Source organism: Metasolibacillus sp. FSL K6-0083 (assembly GCF_038630865.1).
In the GTDB taxonomy this organism is placed as follows: Bacteria; Bacillota; Bacilli; order Bacillales_A; family Planococcaceae; genus Metasolibacillus; species Metasolibacillus fluoroglycofenilyticus.
The window spans coordinates 110893-131053 of the sequence record NZ_CP152046.1; the positions used below are offsets into that span (position 1 = coordinate 110893).

The 20161-nt window shown below is 37.5% G+C and carries 27 protein-coding genes and 1 pseudogene; 25 read left to right on the forward strand and 3 right to left on the reverse strand.

Features of this window, described 5'->3' with window-relative positions; all coding sequences use genetic code 11:
• Positions 1–92 precede the first annotated feature (92 nt).
• Positions 93–1238 carry a substrate-binding domain-containing protein gene (locus MHB51_RS00455; protein ID WP_342558759.1) on the forward strand — a complete coding sequence of 382 codons (1146 nt, stop codon included), beginning with the start codon at positions 93–95 and terminating at the stop codon, positions 1236–1238.
• A gap of 91 nt (positions 1239–1329) precedes the next feature.
• Here the strand turns inward: MHB51_RS00455 and MHB51_RS00460 are convergent, their stop codons facing one another.
• Positions 1330–1818: an ImmA/IrrE family metallo-endopeptidase gene (locus MHB51_RS00460; protein WP_066161953.1), complete on the reverse strand. Its 489-nt coding sequence runs from the start codon at positions 1816–1818 to the stop codon at positions 1330–1332.
• Positions 1819–1958: 140 nt separating this feature from the next.
• Positions 1959–2327 carry a helix-turn-helix transcriptional regulator gene (locus MHB51_RS00465; protein WP_154098144.1) on the reverse strand — a complete coding sequence of 123 codons (369 nt, stop codon included), beginning with the start codon at positions 2325–2327 and terminating at the stop codon, positions 1959–1961.
• 213 nt (positions 2328–2540) lie between these two features.
• On the opposite strand from MHB51_RS00465, the gene MHB51_RS00470 reads away from it, so the two are divergent.
• The 24 genes and pseudogenes from MHB51_RS00470 (at position 2541) to MHB51_RS00585 (ending at position 18907) form a co-directional block, all read left to right on the forward strand.
• A complete protein-coding gene (locus MHB51_RS00470; protein WP_107942990.1) occupies positions 2541–2717 on the forward strand; it encodes a DUF3954 domain-containing protein in 177 nt (58 codons plus the stop codon).
• A 208-nt stretch (positions 2718–2925) separates the two neighbouring features.
• On the forward strand, positions 2926–3441 hold the full coding sequence (locus tag MHB51_RS00475; protein WP_342558760.1) for a sigma factor-like helix-turn-helix DNA-binding protein: 516 nt from the start codon (positions 2926–2928) through the stop codon (positions 3439–3441).
• 266 nt (positions 3442–3707) lie between these two features.
• Positions 3708–4133, forward strand: a complete 426-nt coding sequence (locus MHB51_RS00480) for a DUF6838 family protein (protein ID WP_342558761.1) — start codon at positions 3708–3710, stop codon at positions 4131–4133.
• Entirely contained in the window at positions 4130–4342 is a 213-nt protein-coding gene (locus MHB51_RS00485; RefSeq protein ID WP_342558762.1) for a hypothetical protein, read from the forward strand. The genes MHB51_RS00480 and MHB51_RS00485 overlap by 4 nt, the downstream gene beginning before the upstream one ends.
• Position 4343: 1 nt before the next feature.
• The gene (locus MHB51_RS00490; protein ID WP_342472172.1) at positions 4344–5660 is read left to right on the forward strand and encodes a phage tail sheath family protein; all 1317 of its coding nucleotides are present in this window, start codon (positions 4344–4346) and stop codon (positions 5658–5660) included.
• A gap of 13 nt (positions 5661–5673) precedes the next feature.
• Positions 5674–6189 (forward strand): phage tail tube protein, encoded by a 516-nt coding sequence (locus tag MHB51_RS00495; protein WP_082798891.1) that lies wholly within the window; start codon positions 5674–5676, stop codon positions 6187–6189.
• 40 nt (positions 6190–6229) lie between these two features.
• Positions 6230–6664: a hypothetical protein gene (locus MHB51_RS00500; RefSeq protein WP_107942988.1), complete on the forward strand. Its 435-nt coding sequence runs from the start codon at positions 6230–6232 to the stop codon at positions 6662–6664.
• A 29-nt stretch (positions 6665–6693) separates the two neighbouring features.
• Positions 6694–6861, forward strand: coding sequence for a hypothetical protein (locus MHB51_RS00505; RefSeq protein WP_161485047.1), 168 nt, complete (start codon positions 6694–6696; stop codon positions 6859–6861).
• Positions 6862–7027: 166 nt separating this feature from the next.
• Positions 7028–9253, forward strand: coding sequence for a tape measure protein (locus MHB51_RS00510; RefSeq protein ID WP_342558763.1), 2226 nt, complete (start codon positions 7028–7030; stop codon positions 9251–9253).
• Positions 9246–9911 (forward strand): LysM domain-containing protein, encoded by a 666-nt coding sequence (locus MHB51_RS00515; protein WP_107942986.1) that lies wholly within the window; start codon positions 9246–9248, stop codon positions 9909–9911. Before MHB51_RS00510 ends, MHB51_RS00515 begins: the two co-directional genes overlap by 8 nt.
• On the forward strand, positions 9904–10866 hold the full coding sequence (locus tag MHB51_RS00520) for a hydrolase (protein ID WP_201261908.1): 963 nt from the start codon (positions 9904–9906) through the stop codon (positions 10864–10866). The genes MHB51_RS00515 and MHB51_RS00520 overlap by 8 nt, the downstream gene beginning before the upstream one ends.
• A 1-nt stretch (position 10867) precedes the next feature.
• Positions 10868–11245 (forward strand): DUF2577 domain-containing protein, encoded by a 378-nt coding sequence (locus MHB51_RS00525; protein WP_107943107.1) that lies wholly within the window; start codon positions 10868–10870, stop codon positions 11243–11245.
• A complete protein-coding gene (locus tag MHB51_RS00530; protein ID WP_066161974.1) occupies positions 11246–11659 on the forward strand; it encodes a DUF2634 domain-containing protein in 414 nt (137 codons plus the stop codon).
• Positions 11659–12717, forward strand: coding sequence for a baseplate J/gp47 family protein (locus MHB51_RS00535; RefSeq protein WP_342558764.1), 1059 nt, complete (start codon positions 11659–11661; stop codon positions 12715–12717). Before MHB51_RS00530 ends, MHB51_RS00535 begins: the two co-directional genes overlap by 1 nt.
• Positions 12710–13318: a putative phage tail protein gene (locus MHB51_RS00540; protein WP_066161979.1), complete on the forward strand. Its 609-nt coding sequence runs from the start codon at positions 12710–12712 to the stop codon at positions 13316–13318. The genes MHB51_RS00535 and MHB51_RS00540 overlap by 8 nt, the downstream gene beginning before the upstream one ends.
• Before the next feature lie 16 nt (positions 13319–13334).
• Entirely contained in the window at positions 13335–14876 is a 1542-nt protein-coding gene (locus MHB51_RS00545) for a phage tail protein (protein ID WP_342558765.1), read from the forward strand.
• A 20-nt stretch (positions 14877–14896) separates the two neighbouring features.
• Positions 14897–15169, forward strand: coding sequence for a hypothetical protein (locus tag MHB51_RS00550; protein WP_342558766.1), 273 nt, complete (start codon positions 14897–14899; stop codon positions 15167–15169).
• A gap of 2 nt (positions 15170–15171) precedes the next feature.
• Positions 15172–15291, forward strand: a complete 120-nt coding sequence (locus MHB51_RS00555) for a CD1375 family protein (protein ID WP_342558767.1) — start codon at positions 15172–15174, stop codon at positions 15289–15291.
• 197 nt (positions 15292–15488) lie between these two features.
• Complete coding sequence (locus tag MHB51_RS00560; RefSeq protein ID WP_342558768.1) at positions 15489–16889, forward strand: phage tail protein; 1401 nt, start codon at positions 15489–15491, stop codon at positions 16887–16889.
• A gap of 12 nt (positions 16890–16901) precedes the next feature.
• The gene (locus MHB51_RS00565; protein WP_342558769.1) at positions 16902–17198 is read left to right on the forward strand and encodes a hypothetical protein; all 297 of its coding nucleotides are present in this window, start codon (positions 16902–16904) and stop codon (positions 17196–17198) included.
• On the forward strand, positions 17198–17350 hold the full coding sequence (locus MHB51_RS00570) for a hypothetical protein (RefSeq protein ID WP_342558770.1): 153 nt from the start codon (positions 17198–17200) through the stop codon (positions 17348–17350). The genes MHB51_RS00565 and MHB51_RS00570 overlap by 1 nt, the downstream gene beginning before the upstream one ends.
• Positions 17351–17469: 119 nt before the next feature.
• Entirely contained in the window at positions 17470–17874 is a 405-nt protein-coding gene (locus tag MHB51_RS00575; RefSeq protein ID WP_342558771.1) for a phage holin family protein, read from the forward strand.
• Positions 17871–18323: pseudogene (locus tag MHB51_RS00580) on the forward strand (N-acetylmuramoyl-L-alanine amidase); the annotation flags it as partial. The gene MHB51_RS00575 and the pseudogene MHB51_RS00580, both read left to right, overlap by 4 nt.
• 359 nt (positions 18324–18682) lie before the next feature.
• On the forward strand, positions 18683–18907 hold the full coding sequence (locus MHB51_RS00585; RefSeq protein WP_066162015.1) for a transcriptional regulator: 225 nt from the start codon (positions 18683–18685) through the stop codon (positions 18905–18907).
• Between the two features lie 198 nt (positions 18908–19105).
• On the opposite strand, the gene rpsD is transcribed toward MHB51_RS00585, so the two are convergent.
• Positions 19106–19708, reverse strand: a complete 603-nt coding sequence (gene rpsD / locus MHB51_RS00590; RefSeq protein ID WP_066162017.1) for a 30S ribosomal protein S4 — start codon at positions 19706–19708, stop codon at positions 19106–19108.
• Positions 19709–20161: the final 453 nt, after the last annotated feature.

Below are 20161 nucleotides of genomic sequence, written 5' to 3' on the forward strand. Positions count from 1 at the left end.
GAAAATGAAGTTAACTTTCTAGTTATAAATACAAAAAAATTATTGGAACACTTTTTCTTTTTTTATCGTTTATGTTAAAAAGGGGGAGGAAAATGATGGAGAAAATAGGGAGTATCGTATTGCTAACAATAGGTATATTATTTTTGGGCGCGCCATTATTATTTTTAACGATGTTCTTCCTGCATCAAAGCTATGTATGGCTTTTAGTTGCTGCTGTTCTCGTAGTTTATATTTTACTCATATTAAGAATTTTGCAATTCTTCAAAACGAAAAGGCGCAAGCAAATAACGGCGTTTATTATGTTAGGGATTATGATTGTACCAACTGTTTTAGCTGGACAAACATATTATGAAAGCCAGCTAGCTACAGTGGATAGTGAGGTAGATATATGGGCGTACCATCCCTTCACCGAAAATAATCAAATTACAAAATTAGGCGAAGTGTCAACGTTAACTTTGGATGGCAAAATGCCAAAAATAGATGGTGCAACGGCGCTATATCCATTGTATACAGCATTTGTACAAGCTACATATCCAGAAAACGCAGATTACTTCAAAAAAACAGTAATGGTTAATAAAACACCTGATGCCTATAATAATGTAATTAATGGCAAAGTGGATGTCATTTTTGCTGCTGCGCCGTCTGAGCGCCAGCTAAAGATGGCGCAGCAAAAGAATGTTGAATTAAATATGACACCGATTGGCAAAGAAGCATTTGTTTTTTTTGTACATAAAAATAACCCAATTAATAGCTTAACATTAGAGCAAGTTCGCGGTATTTATGCAGGAGAGATTACGAATTGGTCACAAATAGGAGGCGCTAACGAAAAAATTCGTGCCTTTCAACGACCTGAAGATAGCGGTTCTCAAACGGCACTGCAATATTTAATGGAAGATACACCGATTATGGAAGCCCCGAGAGAGGATATTGTTTCGGGAATGGGGGGCATTATTCAACAAGTCGCACAATATAAAAATTACAAAAATGCGCTTGGTTATACATTCCGCTACTATTCAACAGAAATGGTGCAAAACGACCAAATCAAATTATTATCAATTGAAGGAATCGCACCGACAAAGGACAATATTCGCAATAACACATATCCAATTACATCGGAATTTTATGCAATAACAACAAATACGTCAAATGACAATACAGCGAGGCTTATTGAATGGATTTTATCACCTCAAGGGCAAGGGTTAGTTGAAAAAGTAGGATATGTGCCACTCAATGAGTGAATAAATGATTGTTTTTCGGTCGAATGAAAAAATCCACTTAGCCTTATAGCTCGGTGGATTTTTATGACATAACTACTTTTACTTTTTAAAATTAACCTTGATAACGGTATAATTGATTTTGTTTATTGTTTAAAAATTGAATGAGTCGATTTTTAGCAAAGTCGTGTTCTACACAAAAATTCTGTTGGATTTTAGCTATTTCTTTATGTGTAAAGTCATATAGCTCCATTCGCTCTAATAAAAAGGTTGGCACACATGCATGGTACATAAAATTATTCGCTTTATGCTCCTGATATTTTTGAAAAAGTGGGGGCAAGTCAAATTGATTGCCACTATGCAGTAGCACATGGCATAATTCATGACAGAAATCTTGCCATTCCTCTTCGGGTGATAAATTTTCCTCAAGAAAAATATAAGCACGACCTTCAATAAACAAAGCCTGACTACGTTCTGACCAATAAAATACTTTAACCCCTAATCTAGCTGCGACTTCTTGAAAGCTCAATAAAGATAAATCGGTAATGCCCAACTGCATATAAAAGCGCGTAATATAATCCTCAAGATGTGTATAATAGTACATTAAAACAACTCCTAAAAAGCCATTTAAGAACATTTGTTCTATTTTATTATATTATAAAACCTCACATTTTGGTAGTGAGGTTTGGAATATGATTGACAATCAATAAGGACAACTGCTAATTATTCATTTAAAATGTCATTTTAAAGCTCTCCATGGTCTTTTAAAATCTCCCACATTTTACGCAGTTTTTCTAAATCTTCTTCCTTTGATTTTGGCAATTCCTTATACCATTTTTGAAGTGTTGGATTGTTAGCAAAAGCTTGAAATTCAGCCTCGTCCTTTTCCTCCTGTGTCAATGCAGGTGAATTAGAACGGCCAAGAAGATAGTCTGTACTAACATTTAATATATTTGCTAATTGTAGCAATTCACTATCTTTTACAGGTCGCTCGTTTGCTTCAATTCTATTCATCACGCTAACATTCAGATTCACTCGGCTTGCTAGCTCTCTTTGTGTCCATCCTTTGCTTTCTCTTAATGCAACGATTCGTTTTCCGATACTCATCATCATTCACCGCTTTCAGAGATTTCATACTTAATTATAGCATGTTTCTGTTTTGGAAATAAAAAATTTCTCTAATAGCAACTTTATGCTTGAATTTCTATTTTAGCAATGTTATATTTATGTTAACGAGTTGCTGAAATAGAAATTTATTGAGAAGCATATTTAAAAAAGCAACTTTTATATCGGATGCTATATAAATAAAAAATAGGAGGATTTTTGATGGGCAAAGAAAATCAGCAAATGAATGTATTTGAGAATGGTATTTATATTGTACAGGATGGATGTGTTACACCGCTAAAGCCGAAAGCGTTTGGACAAGATACTATCATTTGGAAAAACGGGCGAGTTTTAGATGTAGAGCGAGCGGAGCGTATTCGCATTCACCAAGATAAATAATAGTCCTTACGGAAAAACCGACGGACACTAATTGATTTTGGCTATTTAGCCAAATCAATTAGTGTCCTTTTTATTTAACTTCCATCAGCAATGTTTACTGCGACGAGTAATCGCAGGAGCACATGTTTACTGCGACGAGTAATCGCAGGAGCTAAATTCTTTTTGTATCGAAAGCGAAGCGTAATTGATAAAAGAAAGGGGAAAGGGAATGGCTAAATATTTTCCAGATTTAATTGAGGAATATAAGCAATCATTAAAAAGTTTGCAGGAAATAGATGGCTGCACAAGTATGGAGCGTGATTTAAAGGAGGCGATTCAATGGATGGAGACAGGCTATGACCCTGCTGAATATCGGGCTGCTACAAGAACTGATAGCTATGTCATGGACCATTATTTAATGCAGCAATTTCTTATATCTATTGATTGTGATTTCACTGGATTAGATGAGGAGGAAAAATCGCTAAATAACGAGGACGAGCGATTAGACAATATTCAAAGCATTATTAAAGATGCATTGGTGGGGTTAACAGAAAATGAGCGTAAAGTATTTATACTTATTCGAGCTGAGTACATGACGTTTTCAAAAGTGGCTGACATTTTAGAAATTACACGTAGCTCAGTACAAAGCTATTTAAGGCGAGCAGAAACAAAAATAAAAAACAATATTAATGGCAAAAAGTTAATCTGTCATGGAGGTGGCTATATAACGAAAAGTTCATTTTAAGGGCTTGCCATACAAATGCCTATATAGTGAGGAGTTCATTTAAGCGAGATTGAGGTCATTCTATCTTGCCATACAAACACCTATATAGTGAAAGCGTCTTTTTCCAGCTTACAGACGTTAAAGACTAATCTGGTAAAGCTTAAGGGGGGAGAACGATTGAAAAAGAAAAAGTAATTTTGGTAAGGCATAATTTACAATGCTTATGTAAAGCTTTGTGAAAAATGTCAGCACCACATATCTCAGCAGTCTACTAAAGGAGTGGTTTGATGGACATTAGCCATATTATAGAAGCCATTTCTCGAAGGCTTCAAGAAAGGTTCGGAGATGCTTACAAGCAGTATACCAATGAAATGCCGCAGACGGTGGAAGTCCCAGCTTTTTTTATTCAATTATTGAAGCTAGAGCATACGCCGCAAATGAGTGGGCGGGCTAAAGTCAAGCTAGCGTTTGATGTGCAGTATTTTCCACTGAATGGACAAGTGGATGTAGCGAATCATGCACTACGCATCCAACAAGCATTAAGCGAAATTACATTATCTGATGAAACGGTGCTATTAGCTAAAGGTGCATATAGTGAAATGCTAGATGGTATTGCCCACAATTTTATGGATTTCGATTTCCTCTTACAAGACAGGGAGGAAAGGACATTGATGGAGTCATTGTATACGAAGGGAAGGATTGATCATCATTGACAAATGCTAAAAAAATGCCTGGAAAAAAGGCTATATCGAGAAAAATCGATACAACAGCTACGCAACAGTTTTCAAAAAATCAATTAATTAATAGTCAAAAATATCAGCATCGACAGGATGCACTTCATGCTTTATTAGAAGTGAATACAATGTATTCACATGAGCAGGTAGACACAATTTTAAAGCAGTTTGATAAGGGAGGAAAATAGAATGGCATTAGGTGGAGGAACATTTTTAACACAAAACAAAGTATTACCGGGTACGTACCATAACTTTATGAGCGCGGCACGTGCCTTTGTTAATTTATCAGAACGAGGCTATGTCGGTTTACCAATGGCGCTTGATTGGGGCGTAGATGGTGAGGTATTTGCTGTAACGCAAGAGGATTTACAAAAAGATAGCCGTAAAATTTTCGGTTATGACTACACAAATCCAAAATTAAAAGGCATTCGTGATGTTTTCAAAAATGCAATCACAGTATTTTTCTACAAGTTGTCTGTAGATGCTGTAGCGGCATCAAATGATTTTGCTGAAGCAAAGTATAAAGGGACACGTGGAAATGATATTTCAATTGTTATTCAGGCAAATGTAGATGAGCCAACGAAATTTGATGTTCAAACATTATTGGATGGTGTAATTGTGGATGAACAAGTAGCTGTAGCGTCTGCTGCTGATTTAGTGGCGAATGATTTTGTATCATTTAAAGCGGATGCCACATTGGAAGCGACAGCAGGTACGCCATTAACAGGTGGTTCTAATGGCGCGGCGATTACAGGTGGTGCGCACCAAGAGGCATTAGATGCTTTAGAAGCATATGGTTTTAATACGTTGGGCTGTCTGTCATCTGAAAGTACAATTAAATCTCTTTATGTGGAATATACAAAGCGTTTACGTGATCAAGTAGGGGCAAAATTCCAATTAGTAGGGCATAAGCTCGGCACTACGGATCATGAGGGTATTATTGACGTACAAAACGATGCAAATGGTGATGAAGTATTTGGCGCTGTTTATTGGACTACAGGTGCACAAGCAGGTGTTGCAGTTAATCGCTCAAATACAAACAAGCGCTATGATGGAGAATTTGAGCTTGATATATCTGAAGCAAAAACACAACCACAGCTTACAGCATTACTAAAAGCAGGTAAGTATGTTTTCCATCGTGTAGGAGAAGAAGTACGTGTACTGGAAGACGTCAATACATTTATATCCTTCACAACAGATAAAAATGAGGATTTCAGCATGAATCAAGTAATTCGCGTGTTAGATCAAATCGCTATTGATACGGCGCAGCTATTTAATGAGCGATATCTTGGTAAAGTACCGAATGATCAAGATGGCCGCATCTCGCTTTGGAATGACATCGGCGCACATCGCTTAGAGTTACAGCGTATTCGTGCGATTGAAAACTACAATAAAGATGCGCTTACTGTAGAGCAAGGCAATTCGAAAAAGGCTGTTGTTGTTAATGAGGTTGTGACGCCTACAGTAGCGATGTCACAGTTATATATTACAACAACAGTAGCATAAGGAGGAACAGTAGATGAAGAAAAATGAATTATTAATGCCATTAGATTTACAATATTTTGCAGAAGCAACAATGCATGCCCGTAATGCAATTCACGGTGCACAGGGACGAGCATATGTCACGATTGAGGGGAATCGTTATTTATTTGCACAGCTAATCAATTTAGAGGCAAATATGGAAAAAACGAAAACACAGGTGCCAATTATGGGTCGCACGGGTAAAGGGAACAAGGCAACAGGCTGGGAAGGAACGGGCTCAGCTACATTCCATTTCAATACATCGATTTTCCGTCAGCTTTTAAAGCGCTACAAGGATACAGGTGAAGATATTTATTTCGATATTCAAGTAACAAATGAGGATAAATCTTCTACTGTAGGTAGCCAAACGACGATTTTAATTGACTGTAATTTAGATGGCGGTCTTGTTGCTTCACTTGATGCAGATGCAGAGTATCTAGAGGATTCAATCGAGTTTACGTTTGAGGATTGGGATATGCCTGTAGAATTTGCGACATTACCTGAAATGCTATAAAAATTTATTTTAATTATTATAAAAGGATTGGTGAAAATAGATGAGTAACTTACAAGCGTTTTTTGCACACAATAAAAAGAAGCAGGATAATATTAAACAGCCGATTTCAAAAAGCTTTATGGATGAAGCAGGACAAGTAATTGAATGGGAGTTTGCGCCAATTTCACCAGAGCGTGATACAGAATTAAAAGGACAATGTACAAAGCGTACATTGATTACACAAGGTAAGCGCAAAGGGCAATATAACACTGATTTTGACCATTTTACTTACCAGCGCTTATTAACGGTAGAATCGATTGTCTTCCCAAATTTACATGATCGTGATTTACAGGATTCGTATGGTGTATATGGCGCTGATGAATTGCTAAGCAAAATGCTCACAATTGGGGAAATGGCAGATGCAGCGGCAGCAGCACAGGCAGCAAATGGCTATGAAGTGAACGTTGAAGACCTTGTTGAAGAAGTAAAAAACTAATCGAGGATGGTGATGGTGACGCCAACCTTATGTACTGGTGGGTACACAAGTTTCGTCGCCTGCCATCCGAATATTTCGCACTATCCATAGCGGATAAAGCATGTATTATTGCAGCAATACAAGTAAAAATTGAAGCGGATAAAAAGGCAGAACGCGAATCAAAGCGTGCAAGTAGAGGAAAGGGTAGAAGGCGTTAAAGCTAGTGTTTTTTAATTTCTTAGTTTAAAAGTAACGATTCGCTCGTTAAATATTAAAAATCGCTCGCAAGACAGGTGAACTCGCTCAAAAACAGGGGCGTATCTGAAAAAGGTGTATCCTTTTTTAGATACGCCCTTTTAGAATGCAAAGAAAGGAGGAGCAAAGATGGCTACACTCCAAAACGCTTTACAGGCAGGTAATTATTTTCCTCAAGTAATAAATAATACACCTCAAGTAATAAATGCTTTGCCGGAAGAATATAACAATGTCTCTCGGATAAGTAATAGTGCATCACCAAATTTTGATGTAAGAAATTTAACAATAGAATTAACACAAGTTAACATGCTATATGCTCAAATGGAAAAAGAGATTCAAGAAGCAGATCAGGCGCAGGAACAGCTCAATGAAAATGCCAATAAGGGTGCTTCTTTAATGAATACGCTGATGAATAAAATGACGGGTTTAGCCGGGAAGTTATTGACCTTTGAAAATGCCAAAATCGTCATTGGTTTATCAGATGATTTAGCGAGTACACAAGGTCGTTTGGAGCTGATGAATAAAAATTATCAAAAGCAGGCTCAGGAAGCAGGTGTTATCAATACAGCACTTACATCAACCTCGGCATTACAAGATATGATATTTGATTCGGCACAACGTACATTTAGCTCCTATCAAACAACTGCCGATATGGTCAATCGACTTGGTACAGAAGCCTCTAGTGCTTTTAGTAGTCCCGCAGAAATTATCGCATTTACAGAGCAAATGAATAAAGCATTTGCGATTGCAGGTACCCCTCCTGAAGCAATGTCTAATATAGCACAGGCGATGGCTAGTGGAGGTTTGGATGGAGCAGGGTTTGATAATTTATTAACGGATGCACCAGCCGCTGTTGGAAATATTCAAAAATATCTTGAAGATGTTATGAATATAGATGCCTCTAATCTTAAACAATTAGCAACAGAAGGTGTTATTACAGCCGATGTCATTAAAAACGCGATGTTCTATGCAGCGGAAGATACAAATGCAGCATTTGCTAGCATACCTACTACATGGGGAGGTATATGGCAGAATATCCAAACAGGTGCTTTACAAGCATTCACCCCAATACTCCTAAAAATCAATGAAATTGCTAATAGCGAGAGAATGCAGCAAATGGCAGCTAGGATTGGTGGAGCTTTACAGCTAGTTGCTGGGTGGGCAATGATGTTAATTGAGTTATTAATCGCTGGTGGAAGTTTTATTTATGATAATTGGTATCGTCTAGAGCCAATTATTGTTGCAGGAGCTATTGCACTAGGTGCATATTTAGCTATATTGATATGGACTAATAGAGAATTGTTTATTAATGCCTTTATGACGGCTACAGCAGCAATACGCAACTTATGGTATATAGCAACTACTGTAGCTTCTACTTTTGCGACATATGGATTTACGGGAGCCATGTTGGCACTCAGTCTTGCTATAGCAGCAAACCCTATTGCATGGTTAATTGGGGCTATTGTAGCTTTAATTTTAATCTTTTATCTAGCTGTTGCTGCAGTGAATTATTTTACAGGTGAATCTTACAGTGCAACAGGTCTAATTGCAGGAGCATTCGCAGTGGCAGGAGCGTTTATAATGAATGTGCTATTTGCTATTGCAGAAATTGCATTTGGAGTTATCGAAGGTCTTTATAATCATTGGATGGCCTTCGCCAACTTTTTCGCCAATGTATTTAATGACCCAGTAGGTGCAATTATCCACTTATTCGGTGATTTTGGAGACAATGCACTAGGTGTAATCGAAAAAATTGCTTCTGCATTAGACTTCGTATTCGGAACGAACTTTGCTACAACTGTAGCTGGATGGAGAAAAGATTTAGTTAATTTAACAAATTGGGCAGCTGAAGAATACGGCAATGGGGAATATGAAAAATTATTTAATGAATTAGATATGAATCAAACACTTGAAAAATTAGGTTTAAAAGCAGAACGTTTTAATTATGGTGATACATGGAATTCCTCCTATAAATGGGGAGAAGACTTTTTCAAGTCGAAGGAAAAAGAAAAAGAAAAAGAAGAAAATAACTCAGTTGAGGAAGCTATCAACAATGCTCTAGCCATTGGTGATAAGATGGACAAAGGCAACGAAAACAGCAAGCAAATCGCAGATAATACAGGTGCTATGGCGAATGGCATAACGCTATTGAATGATGAACTGAAATATATGCGTGACCTGGCGGAGCGTGAGGCAATTAACCGCTATACAACGGCGGAAGTGATTGTCGATGCACGTAGCGAAAATCATATTAATAGCGAGCTAGACATTGATGGCGTCATTGATCGCTTCGGTGAAAAGGTAGAGGAAGTTGCTGTTGGATTGGCAGAAACGGGAGGTGTGAGCCTTGTATAATTTTTTTATAGATGATGTACAGCTTCCTATTGCTCCAGCGTCTATGTCCATGAAAATTAATAATAACAACCAAACCATTGTATTGATGAATGAAGGTGAGGTAAATATCCTTAAAAAGCCTGGTTTAACAGAGGTTGACTTTGAGATATTACTTCCAAATGTCCAATATCCGTTTGCAGTTTATCCGAATGGTTTTCAGCCTGCTGCATTTTACCTTAATAAGTTAGAAAAATTAAAAATATCACAAGAGCCATTTCCTTTCATCGTTAATCGCATGAGACCAGATGGTTCTTTATTATTTGATACTGACAACGATATGTTATTTTCATTGGAAGAGTATACAATCGAGGAAGACGCTGAAAACGGCTTTGATGTGAATGTCAAGATTAACCTAAAACAATGGCGACCATATGGTACAAATAGAGTGGATGTAACAAATAAATCGTCTAAGAAAAAGGCAATAGTAATTAGTAAAAAGCAACGTCCCACAATAAGTAAGAGAACATCAAAAATATACACAGTAAAACAAGGTGACACATTGTGGGCAATCGCTAAAAAATATTTAGGTGATGGCTCGAAGTACACAGAACTCGCCAAGCTTAATAACATCAGCAATCCAAATGTAATTAAAGTAGGGCAGGTGATAAAGCTTGGCTAAAAGTCAATTGTTAATTACATCAAGGGGACGGACTTTCGAATGTGCTGTTCAGGAAGGTATTACCTGGGAAACACACCGTAAAGGTGCACCAGGGCAACTTAATTTTAATGTGTTGAAAGATGAAATTCTTGGTTTTCACGAAGGTGACTTAGTGCAATTTATATATGACGGAAAGGAAATATTCTCCGGTTTCGTTTTTACAAAAAAGCGCTCGAATAATCGTATTATTTCAGTCACAGCCTTTGATCAACTTTGGTATCTAAAAAACAAAGATGTCGTTACTTACAAAGGCAAAACGGCGGCGCAGGTGCTGCAAATGCTGGCGAAGGATTTTCGGCTGAAATTAGGTATTGTTGCCGATACAAAGCATGTCATTGCTACACGCGTAGAGGACACAACCGAGCTATTTACTGTTATTGACAATGCGCTTAGTATTACAACCAAAAATACAGGTGCTTTATATGTATTGTACGATGATTACGGGAAATTAAATTTACGCGATGTGAAAACGCTAAAGCTAGACATCCTGATTGATGAAGAAAGCGGTGAAGCATTTGAATATACGACTTCTATTGCAGATAATACTTACAATAAAGTGAGGGTATATCGAGAGGATAAGGAGACAGGTAAGCGCGATAACTATATCGCTCAACATGGTGAAAATATGAATCAATGGGGCGTTTTACAGCTTACTGAAAGTCTTGACGAAGGCGAGAATGGGCAAGTTAAGGCCGATGCTTTATTAGCGCTTTACAATCGCAAATCACGTAAGCTTCATATTAATAAAGTGTTTGGCGACACAAGGGTAAGAGGCGGATCTACACTAGGGGTACAAATGTATTTAGGTGATTTAACAGTGGCTCACTATATGATGGTGGAAAAAGTGAAACATACGTTTTCAGAGAGTGACCATCGTATGGATTTAAGCTTAATTGGAGGTGATTTCGTTGCGTGACATGTCTGATATTGTGAGGGCTTTACGGCAACTAGTATTGGATGCAGTCAATGCCCAAAAACTTGCAACAATCGTTTATGGTACAGTTATAAGCACCTCGCCGTTAAAAGTACAGGTTGATCAAAAATTATCTTTAGAGCAAGAAAATTTAAAACTGACGCGTGCTGTAATGGATCATGAAATTGAAATGACCGTTGACCATTTAACTGAAAACCGTTCAGGAGGCAGTGGCGATGCAGAATTTGCTTCGCATAACCACGAATATAAAGGTCGTAAAAAGTTCCTTATTCATAATGGCCTGGTCGTTGGTGATAAAGTTACGATGATTCGCGCTCAAGGTGGTCAGCAATACATTATCCTCGATAAGGAGGTGGTTTAAATGCTACCAACAGCATTTGAAGAAAATGATGGTTTAGAAATTATCTTTGAAGAAGAAGCACAGACCTCCAGAACGTATAAAATCGATTTTGAAAAAAAGCGCATCGTTGGCTATATCGATGAGCGTGAGGCTGTTAAGCAATTTATTATAAAAGCGCTCCAGACAGAGCGTTATGAATATTTAATTTATAGCTGGAATTATGGTACTGAAATGGCTCGCCTATTTGGTCAGCCTATCCCCTATATTTATTCTGAGCTAAAAAGGCTAATTACAGAAGCATTAACGCATGACGATCGTATCGATAGCGTTGATGCTTTTTCATTTAGCCATTACAAAAACAAAGTGCATGTAAAAATGACGGTGAATACTGTGTTCGGCCCAATCGAAGCAGAAAGAGAGGTGACGGTAGCCTAATGTTTGAACATGAAACTTTCGAAGCAATTATAACGCGGATGCTTGAACGCGTTAGTCACGATGTAGATAAACGAGAAGGGGCAATTATTTACGATGCAGGAGCCATGACAGCCAAGGAGCTACAAGAAATGTATATTGCACTTGATGGTGTTATTTTAGAAACATTTCCAGAAACAGCTTCGCGCCCTAATCTAGTTCGTCGTGCTGCAGAGTATGGTGTATACCCATATCCTGCAACACATGCTATTTTGAAGGGCGAGTTTAATCAAGATATACCAATTGGCTCTCGCTTTTCAATTGGCGAAGTAAATTATATTGCTATACGCAGAATCAGTATAGGCATTTATGAGATGCAGTGCGAGGAAGTTGGGGACGTAGGAAATACACAATTTGGACAGCTTATACCAATTGAATATATTGATGGATTGCAGCGTGCCGAATTAACAGAACTACTTATACCGGGGGAGGAAGAAGAGCCGACAGAAGATTTTCGTGTACGCTTTTTTGTGACGCGCAATCAAATACCGTACGGTGGGAACCGCGATGATTACAAGCAAAAAATTATGACTATACAAGGTGTCGGTGGCGTAAAACCTAATCGCACCCCAGCTGGTGGGGGTACAGTTGGTATTACAATTATCGATTCGAATTACAATCCCCCTTCTCAGGCAGTGATTAATGAAGTGCAAACAATCGTAGACCCAATACCTAATAATGGAGAGGGGCTTGGAATAGCTCCATATGGACATCGTGTAACAGTTGATGCCGTAGAAACTGTGCCAGTTAATATTACGATGAAGCTTGTATTAAGCGGTGTAACAATTGGACAAGTACAGCTTGAAATTGAGGAGATTGTCGAAGCCTATTTATTGGAACAGCGTAAAGCGTGGGAAAACAGTGAATTTTTAATTATACGCCAATTACAAATCGAATCGAGAGCACTCGAAGTTACAGGCATAAACGATGTATTAGAATCAACCATTAATAGCGTTAATAGTAATTTGCTATTAACAGCCAATCAAATTCCGATATTAGGGACGGTGACATTGTATGAGTAATCGAATCATGCAAAACTTGCCGCCGATTTATGCTGGCATTAAGGAAATGGAAGAGCTATCAAGTACTGTTGCTACTGAATGGGATGCACTAGAGAACGCCCGAAAAAAGGTGGAGGATGAGCAGTTTATTATGACTGCTAGTGAAAAAACGATTCGTGCAAGAGAGCGGAGCTATAATATTCGAGCTGACCAAGCAACTGAATCGTTAGATTTTCGCCGCAGGCGGTTAATTGTACGACAATCTACTCGCTTGCCAATTACCCAACGTAAAGTGCGTGAAATTATCAATGAATTGGTAGGAGAAGGTAATTGGGAAGAACAGTTAAGTGTAGAGGACTGCGAGGCATTATTTATATTTGATGCCTCAAATGCATCGGTTGATAAGGAAATTGACTACACACTTGATCGCATTATACCAATGAATATCGCCTTAAAAATTGCAAGGCGATTAACGACCAAATTATATGTTCCAAGCTTTCTGATGAGTGGCTCGGAAATTACTTTGCATCCAATGAACATTGACGACATTGAACAGCGCACATCCAGCAATCATCTTGTTGGTGTTAAAACCGCTGCAAAAATAACAATAACACCTATGTAATGGAAGGAGTGATATTGTGACACAATACGGCACAATTATAACAAATATCGGCTTAGCGCAAATCGCCAATGCCCAAGTAACACAACAAAAGGTCGGATTAGAGCATATCGCACTCGGAGACGGAAATGGTTCCTACTACATTCCAACTGCAAATCAAAGCGCACTTGTCAACGAAGTATGGCGCGGACCAGTGTCGAATGTAACAATCGACCCAGCAAACGACAATCGCATTATCATTGAGGGCCTTATTCCGACTACAGCAGGCGGCTTCACAATCCGCGAAATTGCTGTATTTGACGACCAAAATCAACTAATCGCAGTAGGGCAATATCCAGAAAAATACAAACCACAGCTAAGCGAGGGCGTAGCAGAAGAAACATTAATTCAATTCGTGATTGAAACAAATAACGTTGACGCTGTTGAGCTATCAATTGACCCTACAATTATTATTGCTAGTCGTGAATATGTGGATGAAAAAGTCGCAACTGTCAGTGCGGGTTTGGTGCAGTTGGAAGAGGACTTTACTACGCATTTGGACAATAACGTAAAGCACATAAACTACGCTGTTGCGAGTGGGACAAACAATTATATAGTATCTATTACTGGTATCGAATCTTTTGTAGAAGGGTTAAGTATAAAAGTTAAATTTACTAACGGCAATACAGCAGCAAGCACTTTAAATGTAAATGGTTTAGGTGCAAAAGATCTGGTCAAAAGTAATGGCAGTGCTTTAGCAAACGGAAACATAAAAGCTGGACAGATTTTACATTTAGTATATACGGGTATAAATTTTCAATTATTGGGTGAAGGAGGTGAGTATGGAAATGCAGTAGCTGCAGATGTATTGTCAGGTAAGACCATCGGCACAGAGGATGGCGTTGTATCAGGAACAATGCCGAATCGTGGAGCAGTGAATCAAAATCTAGCGGCTAATGGCTCTTATACAATACCAGAAGGCTATCATAACGGAAGTGGCAAGGTAACGCAGTCGCTAACGACGCAAGCTGCACAAACTATAACGCCCGGAACGACAAATAAAACTATTGCAGCAAACAGATATTTAACAGGCGTTCAAACAATTTTAGGTGATACCAATTTAATACCGGCCAATATTTTACAAGGGGTAAATATCTTTGGAGTTATAGGTAGTTTAGTAAAAGGTAAGAAGGTTGCAGGAAATATCTTTACTGTCGAACAGGCTCAAACTCTTTGGACATCTGCACAATATTTGGATTATTCTAACCGCGAGTTTACGACACCGACATCACTCGAAATAACAAATTTAGGATTTAAACCAGGAACAATTGTGGTCGTGATGGTAGGTCAAGGAGTTAACGCAAATAAGATAGGTCTAGCCGTATATACAGGAGACAATAACCCTTTACTGTGCGCAACGTTTCAGACTGATCTATTAGAAGGGGCGACCCCTACGACAAACCGAAGTGTGACGCTCAAGCCTAACACTGGTAGTAGTTACGTTACTGCATCAGGTTTCAGACTACCGATTGCCCAAGGTTCAATGATAGGTACAGTGACTTGGTTAGCGGTAGAACCGTAAAGAATAGGAGGTTTTATACTATGAAAACAATTATTATATATGACTACGATGGCTATACATTACAAAACCTAACAGGTGAGTACAGACTACCTGCAGGCATACCATATTTAGAAGTAACATTACCAGAAGGGAAACGTCTAAAACCTGGAATCGGCGTTGATGTAACAAAGAATCCACATCAACCGATTTTTGAAGATATTCCTAAGTCCGAAACAGAATTACTAAAAGACGAATTGCACGCGACTAAATTAGCGTTAGCTGAATTAGCCGAATCAGTTCTCGGAGGTGCTTAATTATGGCGAAAATTTACTATGATTTAATCACGTCGAATCCACCATTACGTACAATCGAGCAAGTGCCAATGAAATGGCGTGCGGATGTACAAGCGATGTTAGACGCAGATAAAGTGCAATAATCGTCCCCTTATGTGTAGTAATGTGAACAAAAAATAATAAGTAGAAATGAAATAAGGAGTAAGGTAGCCTGTTGAAAAGGCTGTCTTACGTTTTTTATTATTTTTAAATGGTAAAATCACTAATGAAATTAAAAAAATATTCTCAATATTGGGAAAATTATAAAAATAATATCTAAATAAATGAAAGGAATGATATTATGGCACAATATGGAACAATTATAACGAATAGTGGTTTGGCACAAATTGCAAATGCGCAAGCAACCCAAACGAAGGTTGGTTTAGAGTATATTGCGCTAGGAGATGGAAACGGTGCTCATTATATACCGACTCAGAATCAAAGTGCATTAGTTAATGAGGTATGGCGTGGACCAGTTGCAAATGTAACAATTGACCCTACTAATAAAAATCGAATTATCGTTGATGGTGTTATCCCAACCAATGCTGGTGGTTTTACTATCCGGGAAATAGGTGTATTCGATGACCAGAACCAATTAATTGCTGTTGGGCAGTATCCAGAGAAATATAAGCCTCAATTAAGTGAAGGTACGGTAGAAGAAATATTAATTCATTTCGTGCTTGAAACAAATAATTCAGATATTGTTGAACTTTCAATTGACCCTTCAATTATTATTGCTAGTCGTAAATATGTGGATGAAAAAGTAGAAAATATAGAGCAACGGTTTATTGAGCATTTGGATGATAGAGTGGGGAATCTAAATAAACTAACTACAGAAGATAAATTAAATCTAGTCGCTGCAATCAATAGCGTGCGGCAAAATGTAACCACACATACAAATGATAGTACAAGGCACATCACATCGTCAGAGCGTACAATTTGGAATAGTTTTGGTGAAGGCAAGCTTAATAAGCAAGTTATGTATATGCTTGGTGGTGTCTCAATCGATCCAAACACAACAGTTGAAGGCACCATACTCACTAATCATAATAATGTTCCTGATTCGAGGAGCTTTTACTACATTGTTACTTTATTTTATAACGGTGTAACACCATCATCAAATAGAGCACAACTTGCTATTCATTATAATAATAATGATATAGCCATGCGAAGTTATTACAATGGTTCATGGACTTCATGGCTACGTGTGGGTGACGCACGACAATTACTAACGAATCAAAAAGAAACCATTGTAGGAGCAATTAACGAACTTTTTACATCTGTAAGTAATGGTAAATCTCTAGTTGCGAACGCCATTACCCAAAAAGGTGTGGCTACAAACCCAAGTGCAGAGTTCGCAACGATGGCTACAAATATAACACAGATTAACACAGGTAGAAAGTTTGTTACTGGTAATCGGAGTGTGAATGGAGATACCGGTATCACAGTTAGTGGACTAGGTTTTACTCCTAGTTTGGTTTTATTTACAAAGAATTATGGTTTAGCTAATTGGCTAGATTATGTTATATATACCTCAACAAAAAATGTTGGGAGAGGGCTAAATAGTATGACAGGTGCAGATTCTAATGGGGTACAACGTCCTACTTTAGCAAATATTACTGTAGGTAATGGATACTTCAATATAGAATTGTTTTCATTTACACCATATACAGGTGTCGTGTCTTGGATAGCATTTGAATAGGAGAGGAAATATATGATGAGTAGAGGGAATAGAGTGATATTTAATCAGGATGGAAAAATTATTTATGAAACTGGAGAAATGTTTGGGCATGTTCTTCCACATGAAGAAATAACAAGATTGTATCATGTTGATTTAGAATACGGAACAATTGACTATTCAAAATATCGCATTGTGGCTATAGATGTAGAAACAATGGAACCAATCATAGAAAAATTGCCTGTTAATGAAACAGAAGATCAGAAGCGTATTAGAGAATTAGAAGATATACTATTGTTATCAATAGATGCTGAGCTAGGAGGAATTTTATAATGATTAATCAAATGATAGTAGAAATTGTGGTTAAGCGTATTTTGTCAGGTGGGCTTAATCCAAAGACAGGCAAGGTGTATGTTTTAAATGATATTACTAATTCAGATTATCGTTTAGCAGTGGAAGATTATATATTAACGAATAAAGGATAAATTTAAGTGCAATCAAAAGATAGTCCTTTTTTGTTATCTAAAATCCAAAATTCCCGAGATTTTCAAAGGACGCGTCAACAGACGTGTCCTTTTCGTTATTAAAAAAAGGAAGTGTTCAAATGGAAAAATATATTGCGTTCATTAGTGGGGCTGCTGGAGCAATTGTATCTTATTTAGTGGGTGGCTTAGGTATGGCTGTTACTGTGCTCATTGCGCTTATGGCTTTGGATTATGTGACAGGGCTTATGCAAGCCGCTATCAACCAATCGTTAAATTCTCGGGTAGGATTTAATGGTATTATTCGGAAAATATATTATTTAATGTTGGTTGCGTCTGTGTATTTGATTGCACTTGTAATACCTGGAATTGAGTATGCAGGTGATGGAGCTACTGTTGCATTTTGTGTGTTAGAATTTATTTCTATCACGGAAAATGGCACGAAAATGGGGCTGTGGATGCCCAAGTTTGTCCAAAATTTATTGGCGATTGTTAAAGATAAAACAGGGGAGGACAATGGAAAATGAGTTATGTGTTCAAACAAAGCTTATTGCCTATCAACAAATACTCGCTCAAATCACCATTCCCTATGACAGCTAATTATATTACGGTGCATAACACTGCCAATGATGCATCGGCATATAATGAGGTGATTTACCACAATCGTAATGACAATCAAATTAGTTATCATGTGGCAATTGATGATAGAGAGGTAATCCAATGCCTGCCATTTAATCGCAATGCTTGGCATTGCGGTGATGGACAAGGTGATGGAAATCGTAAATCCATTGGCATTGAAATTTGCTATAGTAAAAGTGGTGGAGCTCGTTATGAAGCAGCCGAGGAAAATGCTGTACATTATATTGCGACATTATTAAAACAGTTTGGTTGGGGTGTAGAACGTATTAAAAAGCATCAAGATTGGAGCGGCAAATATTGCCCGCATCGAATTTTGGATGAAAATCGTTGGGAAAGCTTCAAGGGGCGTGTGCAAAGCGCATTAGATGCACTTAATAAGCAGCCCATATTAAAGGAGGCAACACAAATAGACTTCTTAACTTCGACGGGTCGTGCAGAAATTCGGGCATTACTTAAAAAAGCTCGTGATAAAAATATTATTAATAAAGCTATACACACAGACAAAGAAATTGAAAAATACGGTGATATTCAATTGTTGAGCTATCAAGCAGCTGTTATCAATCGTACATTTCAAGAATAGCTCCTCTCAGCACGAGAGGGGCTTTTTTTGTTTTCACCAAATATTGCATATTGCCAAATGAGAACATATGTTCTAAAATAAAATGAAACAAATGTTCTTTTTGGAGGTGGGATATGATGCGAAATCAACTTATAAAAGCAATGCAACGTCAATGTCTTTTGGATATTATGTATATGGCGAAGGATGGTAGAATCTCAAAGAGACGTGTAAAAATTATTAAAATAACAGGTGATACAATGCAGGTGTACTGCTTCAATAAATGCGCAAAACGTACTTTTATAGTAGATAATACACTTGCGATTATGCCTGTTAGTAGCCGAAAAGAGCGTGAAGTTATATGAATTGCTTTTAGCATATAGAAAAGAGCGAGGCACTATAAAGTAGGGGAAGTTTTCATATTTATATACAAACTTAAAATCATCCCTAACTCATCAATAAATTGATTGCTTATGGTTTTCTATTTTAAAATTCAATAAAAAATAACAAAAAACCGCCAAACACTTGATATACAAGTGTTGGCGGTTTGAAATTCTGGAAAATCAGCGAGAGTAGAACTCAACGATTAATTGTTCTTGGATTTCAGCAGATAATTCAGAGCGCTCTGGGAAGCGTACGAATGTACCTACTTTGCTGTCTGCATCAAATGAAAGGTATTCTGGTACGAAGTTGTTTACTTCGATTGCTTCATTTACAACAGCTAAGTTTTGTGAACGCTCACGTAAAGAGATTGATTGACCAGGTTTTACGCTGAAAGATGGAATATCAACGCGCTTGCCATCAACTAAAACGTGACCGTGGTTTACTAATTGACGAGCTGCACGACGAGTGCGAGCTAAGCCTAAACGGTAAACTAGGTTGTCAAGGCGAGTTTCAAGAAGAATCATGAAGTTTTCACCGTGTAAACCTTGTAATTTACTAGCTTTGTCATAAGTGTTTTTGAATTGACGCTCAGTCATACCATACATATGACGTAGTTTTTGTTTTTCTTGTAATTGTAAACCATACTCAGATAATTTTTTGCGTTGGTTTGGACCGTGTTGGCCTGGTGCGTATGGGCGTTTTTCGATTTCTTTACCTGTGCCGCTTAGAGAAATACCAAGACGACGAGAAAGTTTCCAAGATGGACCTGTATAACGAGACATAATTGTGTCTCCTCCTTTAAATTTGGTTTTTTTGTTGTAAAACAAAAACCAGTTGTCTCCCGACTTAATTAGCATTTTATTATTTTGCATCTTCGCCCTTGCAGCCTGAGGGTTACACAATGCACCATTCTTAAAAGAAAGGAATAAAATACAGAAAAAAGCTACACAACTGCTGCATTTATTTTACACTCTGACTATTCTATCTTGTTTTCTACTAGGAGTCAATAAAATTAATTATATCTCGTTTATATTTTACGTGCTTGACTAAGTAAATTGAAATAAGTGTCATGATAAATGTTTAACTAGCATAAAATATGGGTAGTTCAAAATTATGCCTATTAAGAAATATTTGAAAAATTTCAAGATAAAAAACGAATAATGAGTATTTTTATTTATTTTTTTATGTTACATTGAGTTTGGAGTTAAACGTATAGATGTTTAGAATAGTTTTTT

What these genes read in the sequence shown, in the direction of transcription:
- MHB51_RS00470 (WP_107942990.1), top strand. Translation starts at nt 2,541, where the DNA reads ATGGGCAAAGAAAATCAGCAAATGAATGTATTTGAGAATGGTATTTAT.
- MHB51_RS00510 (WP_342558763.1), top strand. Translation starts at nt 7,028, where the DNA reads ATGGCTACACTCCAAAACGCTTTACAGGCAGGTAATTATTTTCCTCAA.
- MHB51_RS00585 (WP_066162015.1), top strand. Translation starts at nt 18,683, where the DNA reads ATGCGAAATCAACTTATAAAAGCAATGCAACGTCAATGTCTTTTGGAT.
- MHB51_RS00525 (WP_107943107.1), top strand. Translation starts at nt 10,868, where the DNA reads ATGTCTGATATTGTGAGGGCTTTACGGCAACTAGTATTGGATGCAGTC.
- MHB51_RS00555 (WP_342558767.1), top strand. Translation starts at nt 15,172, where the DNA reads ATGGCGAAAATTTACTATGATTTAATCACGTCGAATCCACCATTACGT.
- MHB51_RS00490 (WP_342472172.1), top strand. Translation starts at nt 4,344, where the DNA reads ATGGCATTAGGTGGAGGAACATTTTTAACACAAAACAAAGTATTACCG.
- MHB51_RS00530 (WP_066161974.1), top strand. Translation starts at nt 11,246, where the DNA reads ATGCTACCAACAGCATTTGAAGAAAATGATGGTTTAGAAATTATCTTT.
- MHB51_RS00475 (WP_342558760.1), top strand. Translation starts at nt 2,926, where the DNA reads ATGGCTAAATATTTTCCAGATTTAATTGAGGAATATAAGCAATCATTA.
- MHB51_RS00560 (WP_342558768.1), top strand. Translation starts at nt 15,489, where the DNA reads ATGGCACAATATGGAACAATTATAACGAATAGTGGTTTGGCACAAATT.
- MHB51_RS00535 (WP_342558764.1), top strand. Translation starts at nt 11,659, where the DNA reads ATGTTTGAACATGAAACTTTCGAAGCAATTATAACGCGGATGCTTGAA.
- MHB51_RS00570 (WP_342558770.1), top strand. Translation starts at nt 17,198, where the DNA reads ATGATTAATCAAATGATAGTAGAAATTGTGGTTAAGCGTATTTTGTCA.
- MHB51_RS00465 (WP_154098144.1), bottom strand. Translation starts at nt 2,327, where the DNA reads ATGATGATGAGTATCGGAAAACGAATCGTTGCATTAAGAGAAAGCAAA.
- MHB51_RS00565 (WP_342558769.1), top strand. Translation starts at nt 16,902, where the DNA reads ATGATGAGTAGAGGGAATAGAGTGATATTTAATCAGGATGGAAAAATT.
- MHB51_RS00505 (WP_161485047.1), top strand. Translation starts at nt 6,694, where the DNA reads ATGTACTGGTGGGTACACAAGTTTCGTCGCCTGCCATCCGAATATTTC.
- MHB51_RS00460 (WP_066161953.1), bottom strand. Translation starts at nt 1,818, where the DNA reads ATGTACTATTATACACATCTTGAGGATTATATTACGCGCTTTTATATG.
- rpsD (WP_066162017.1), bottom strand. Translation starts at nt 19,708, where the DNA reads ATGTCTCGTTATACAGGTCCATCTTGGAAACTTTCTCGTCGTCTTGGT.
- MHB51_RS00500 (WP_107942988.1), top strand. Translation starts at nt 6,230, where the DNA reads ATGAGTAACTTACAAGCGTTTTTTGCACACAATAAAAAGAAGCAGGAT.
- MHB51_RS00495 (WP_082798891.1), top strand. Translation starts at nt 5,674, where the DNA reads ATGAAGAAAAATGAATTATTAATGCCATTAGATTTACAATATTTTGCA.
- MHB51_RS00575 (WP_342558771.1), top strand. Translation starts at nt 17,470, where the DNA reads ATGGAAAAATATATTGCGTTCATTAGTGGGGCTGCTGGAGCAATTGTA.
- MHB51_RS00540 (WP_066161979.1), top strand. Translation starts at nt 12,710, where the DNA reads ATGAGTAATCGAATCATGCAAAACTTGCCGCCGATTTATGCTGGCATT.
- MHB51_RS00550 (WP_342558766.1), top strand. Translation starts at nt 14,897, where the DNA reads ATGAAAACAATTATTATATATGACTACGATGGCTATACATTACAAAAC.
- MHB51_RS00480 (WP_342558761.1), top strand. Translation starts at nt 3,708, where the DNA reads ATGGACATTAGCCATATTATAGAAGCCATTTCTCGAAGGCTTCAAGAA.
- MHB51_RS00455 (WP_342558759.1), top strand. Translation starts at nt 93, where the DNA reads ATGATGGAGAAAATAGGGAGTATCGTATTGCTAACAATAGGTATATTA.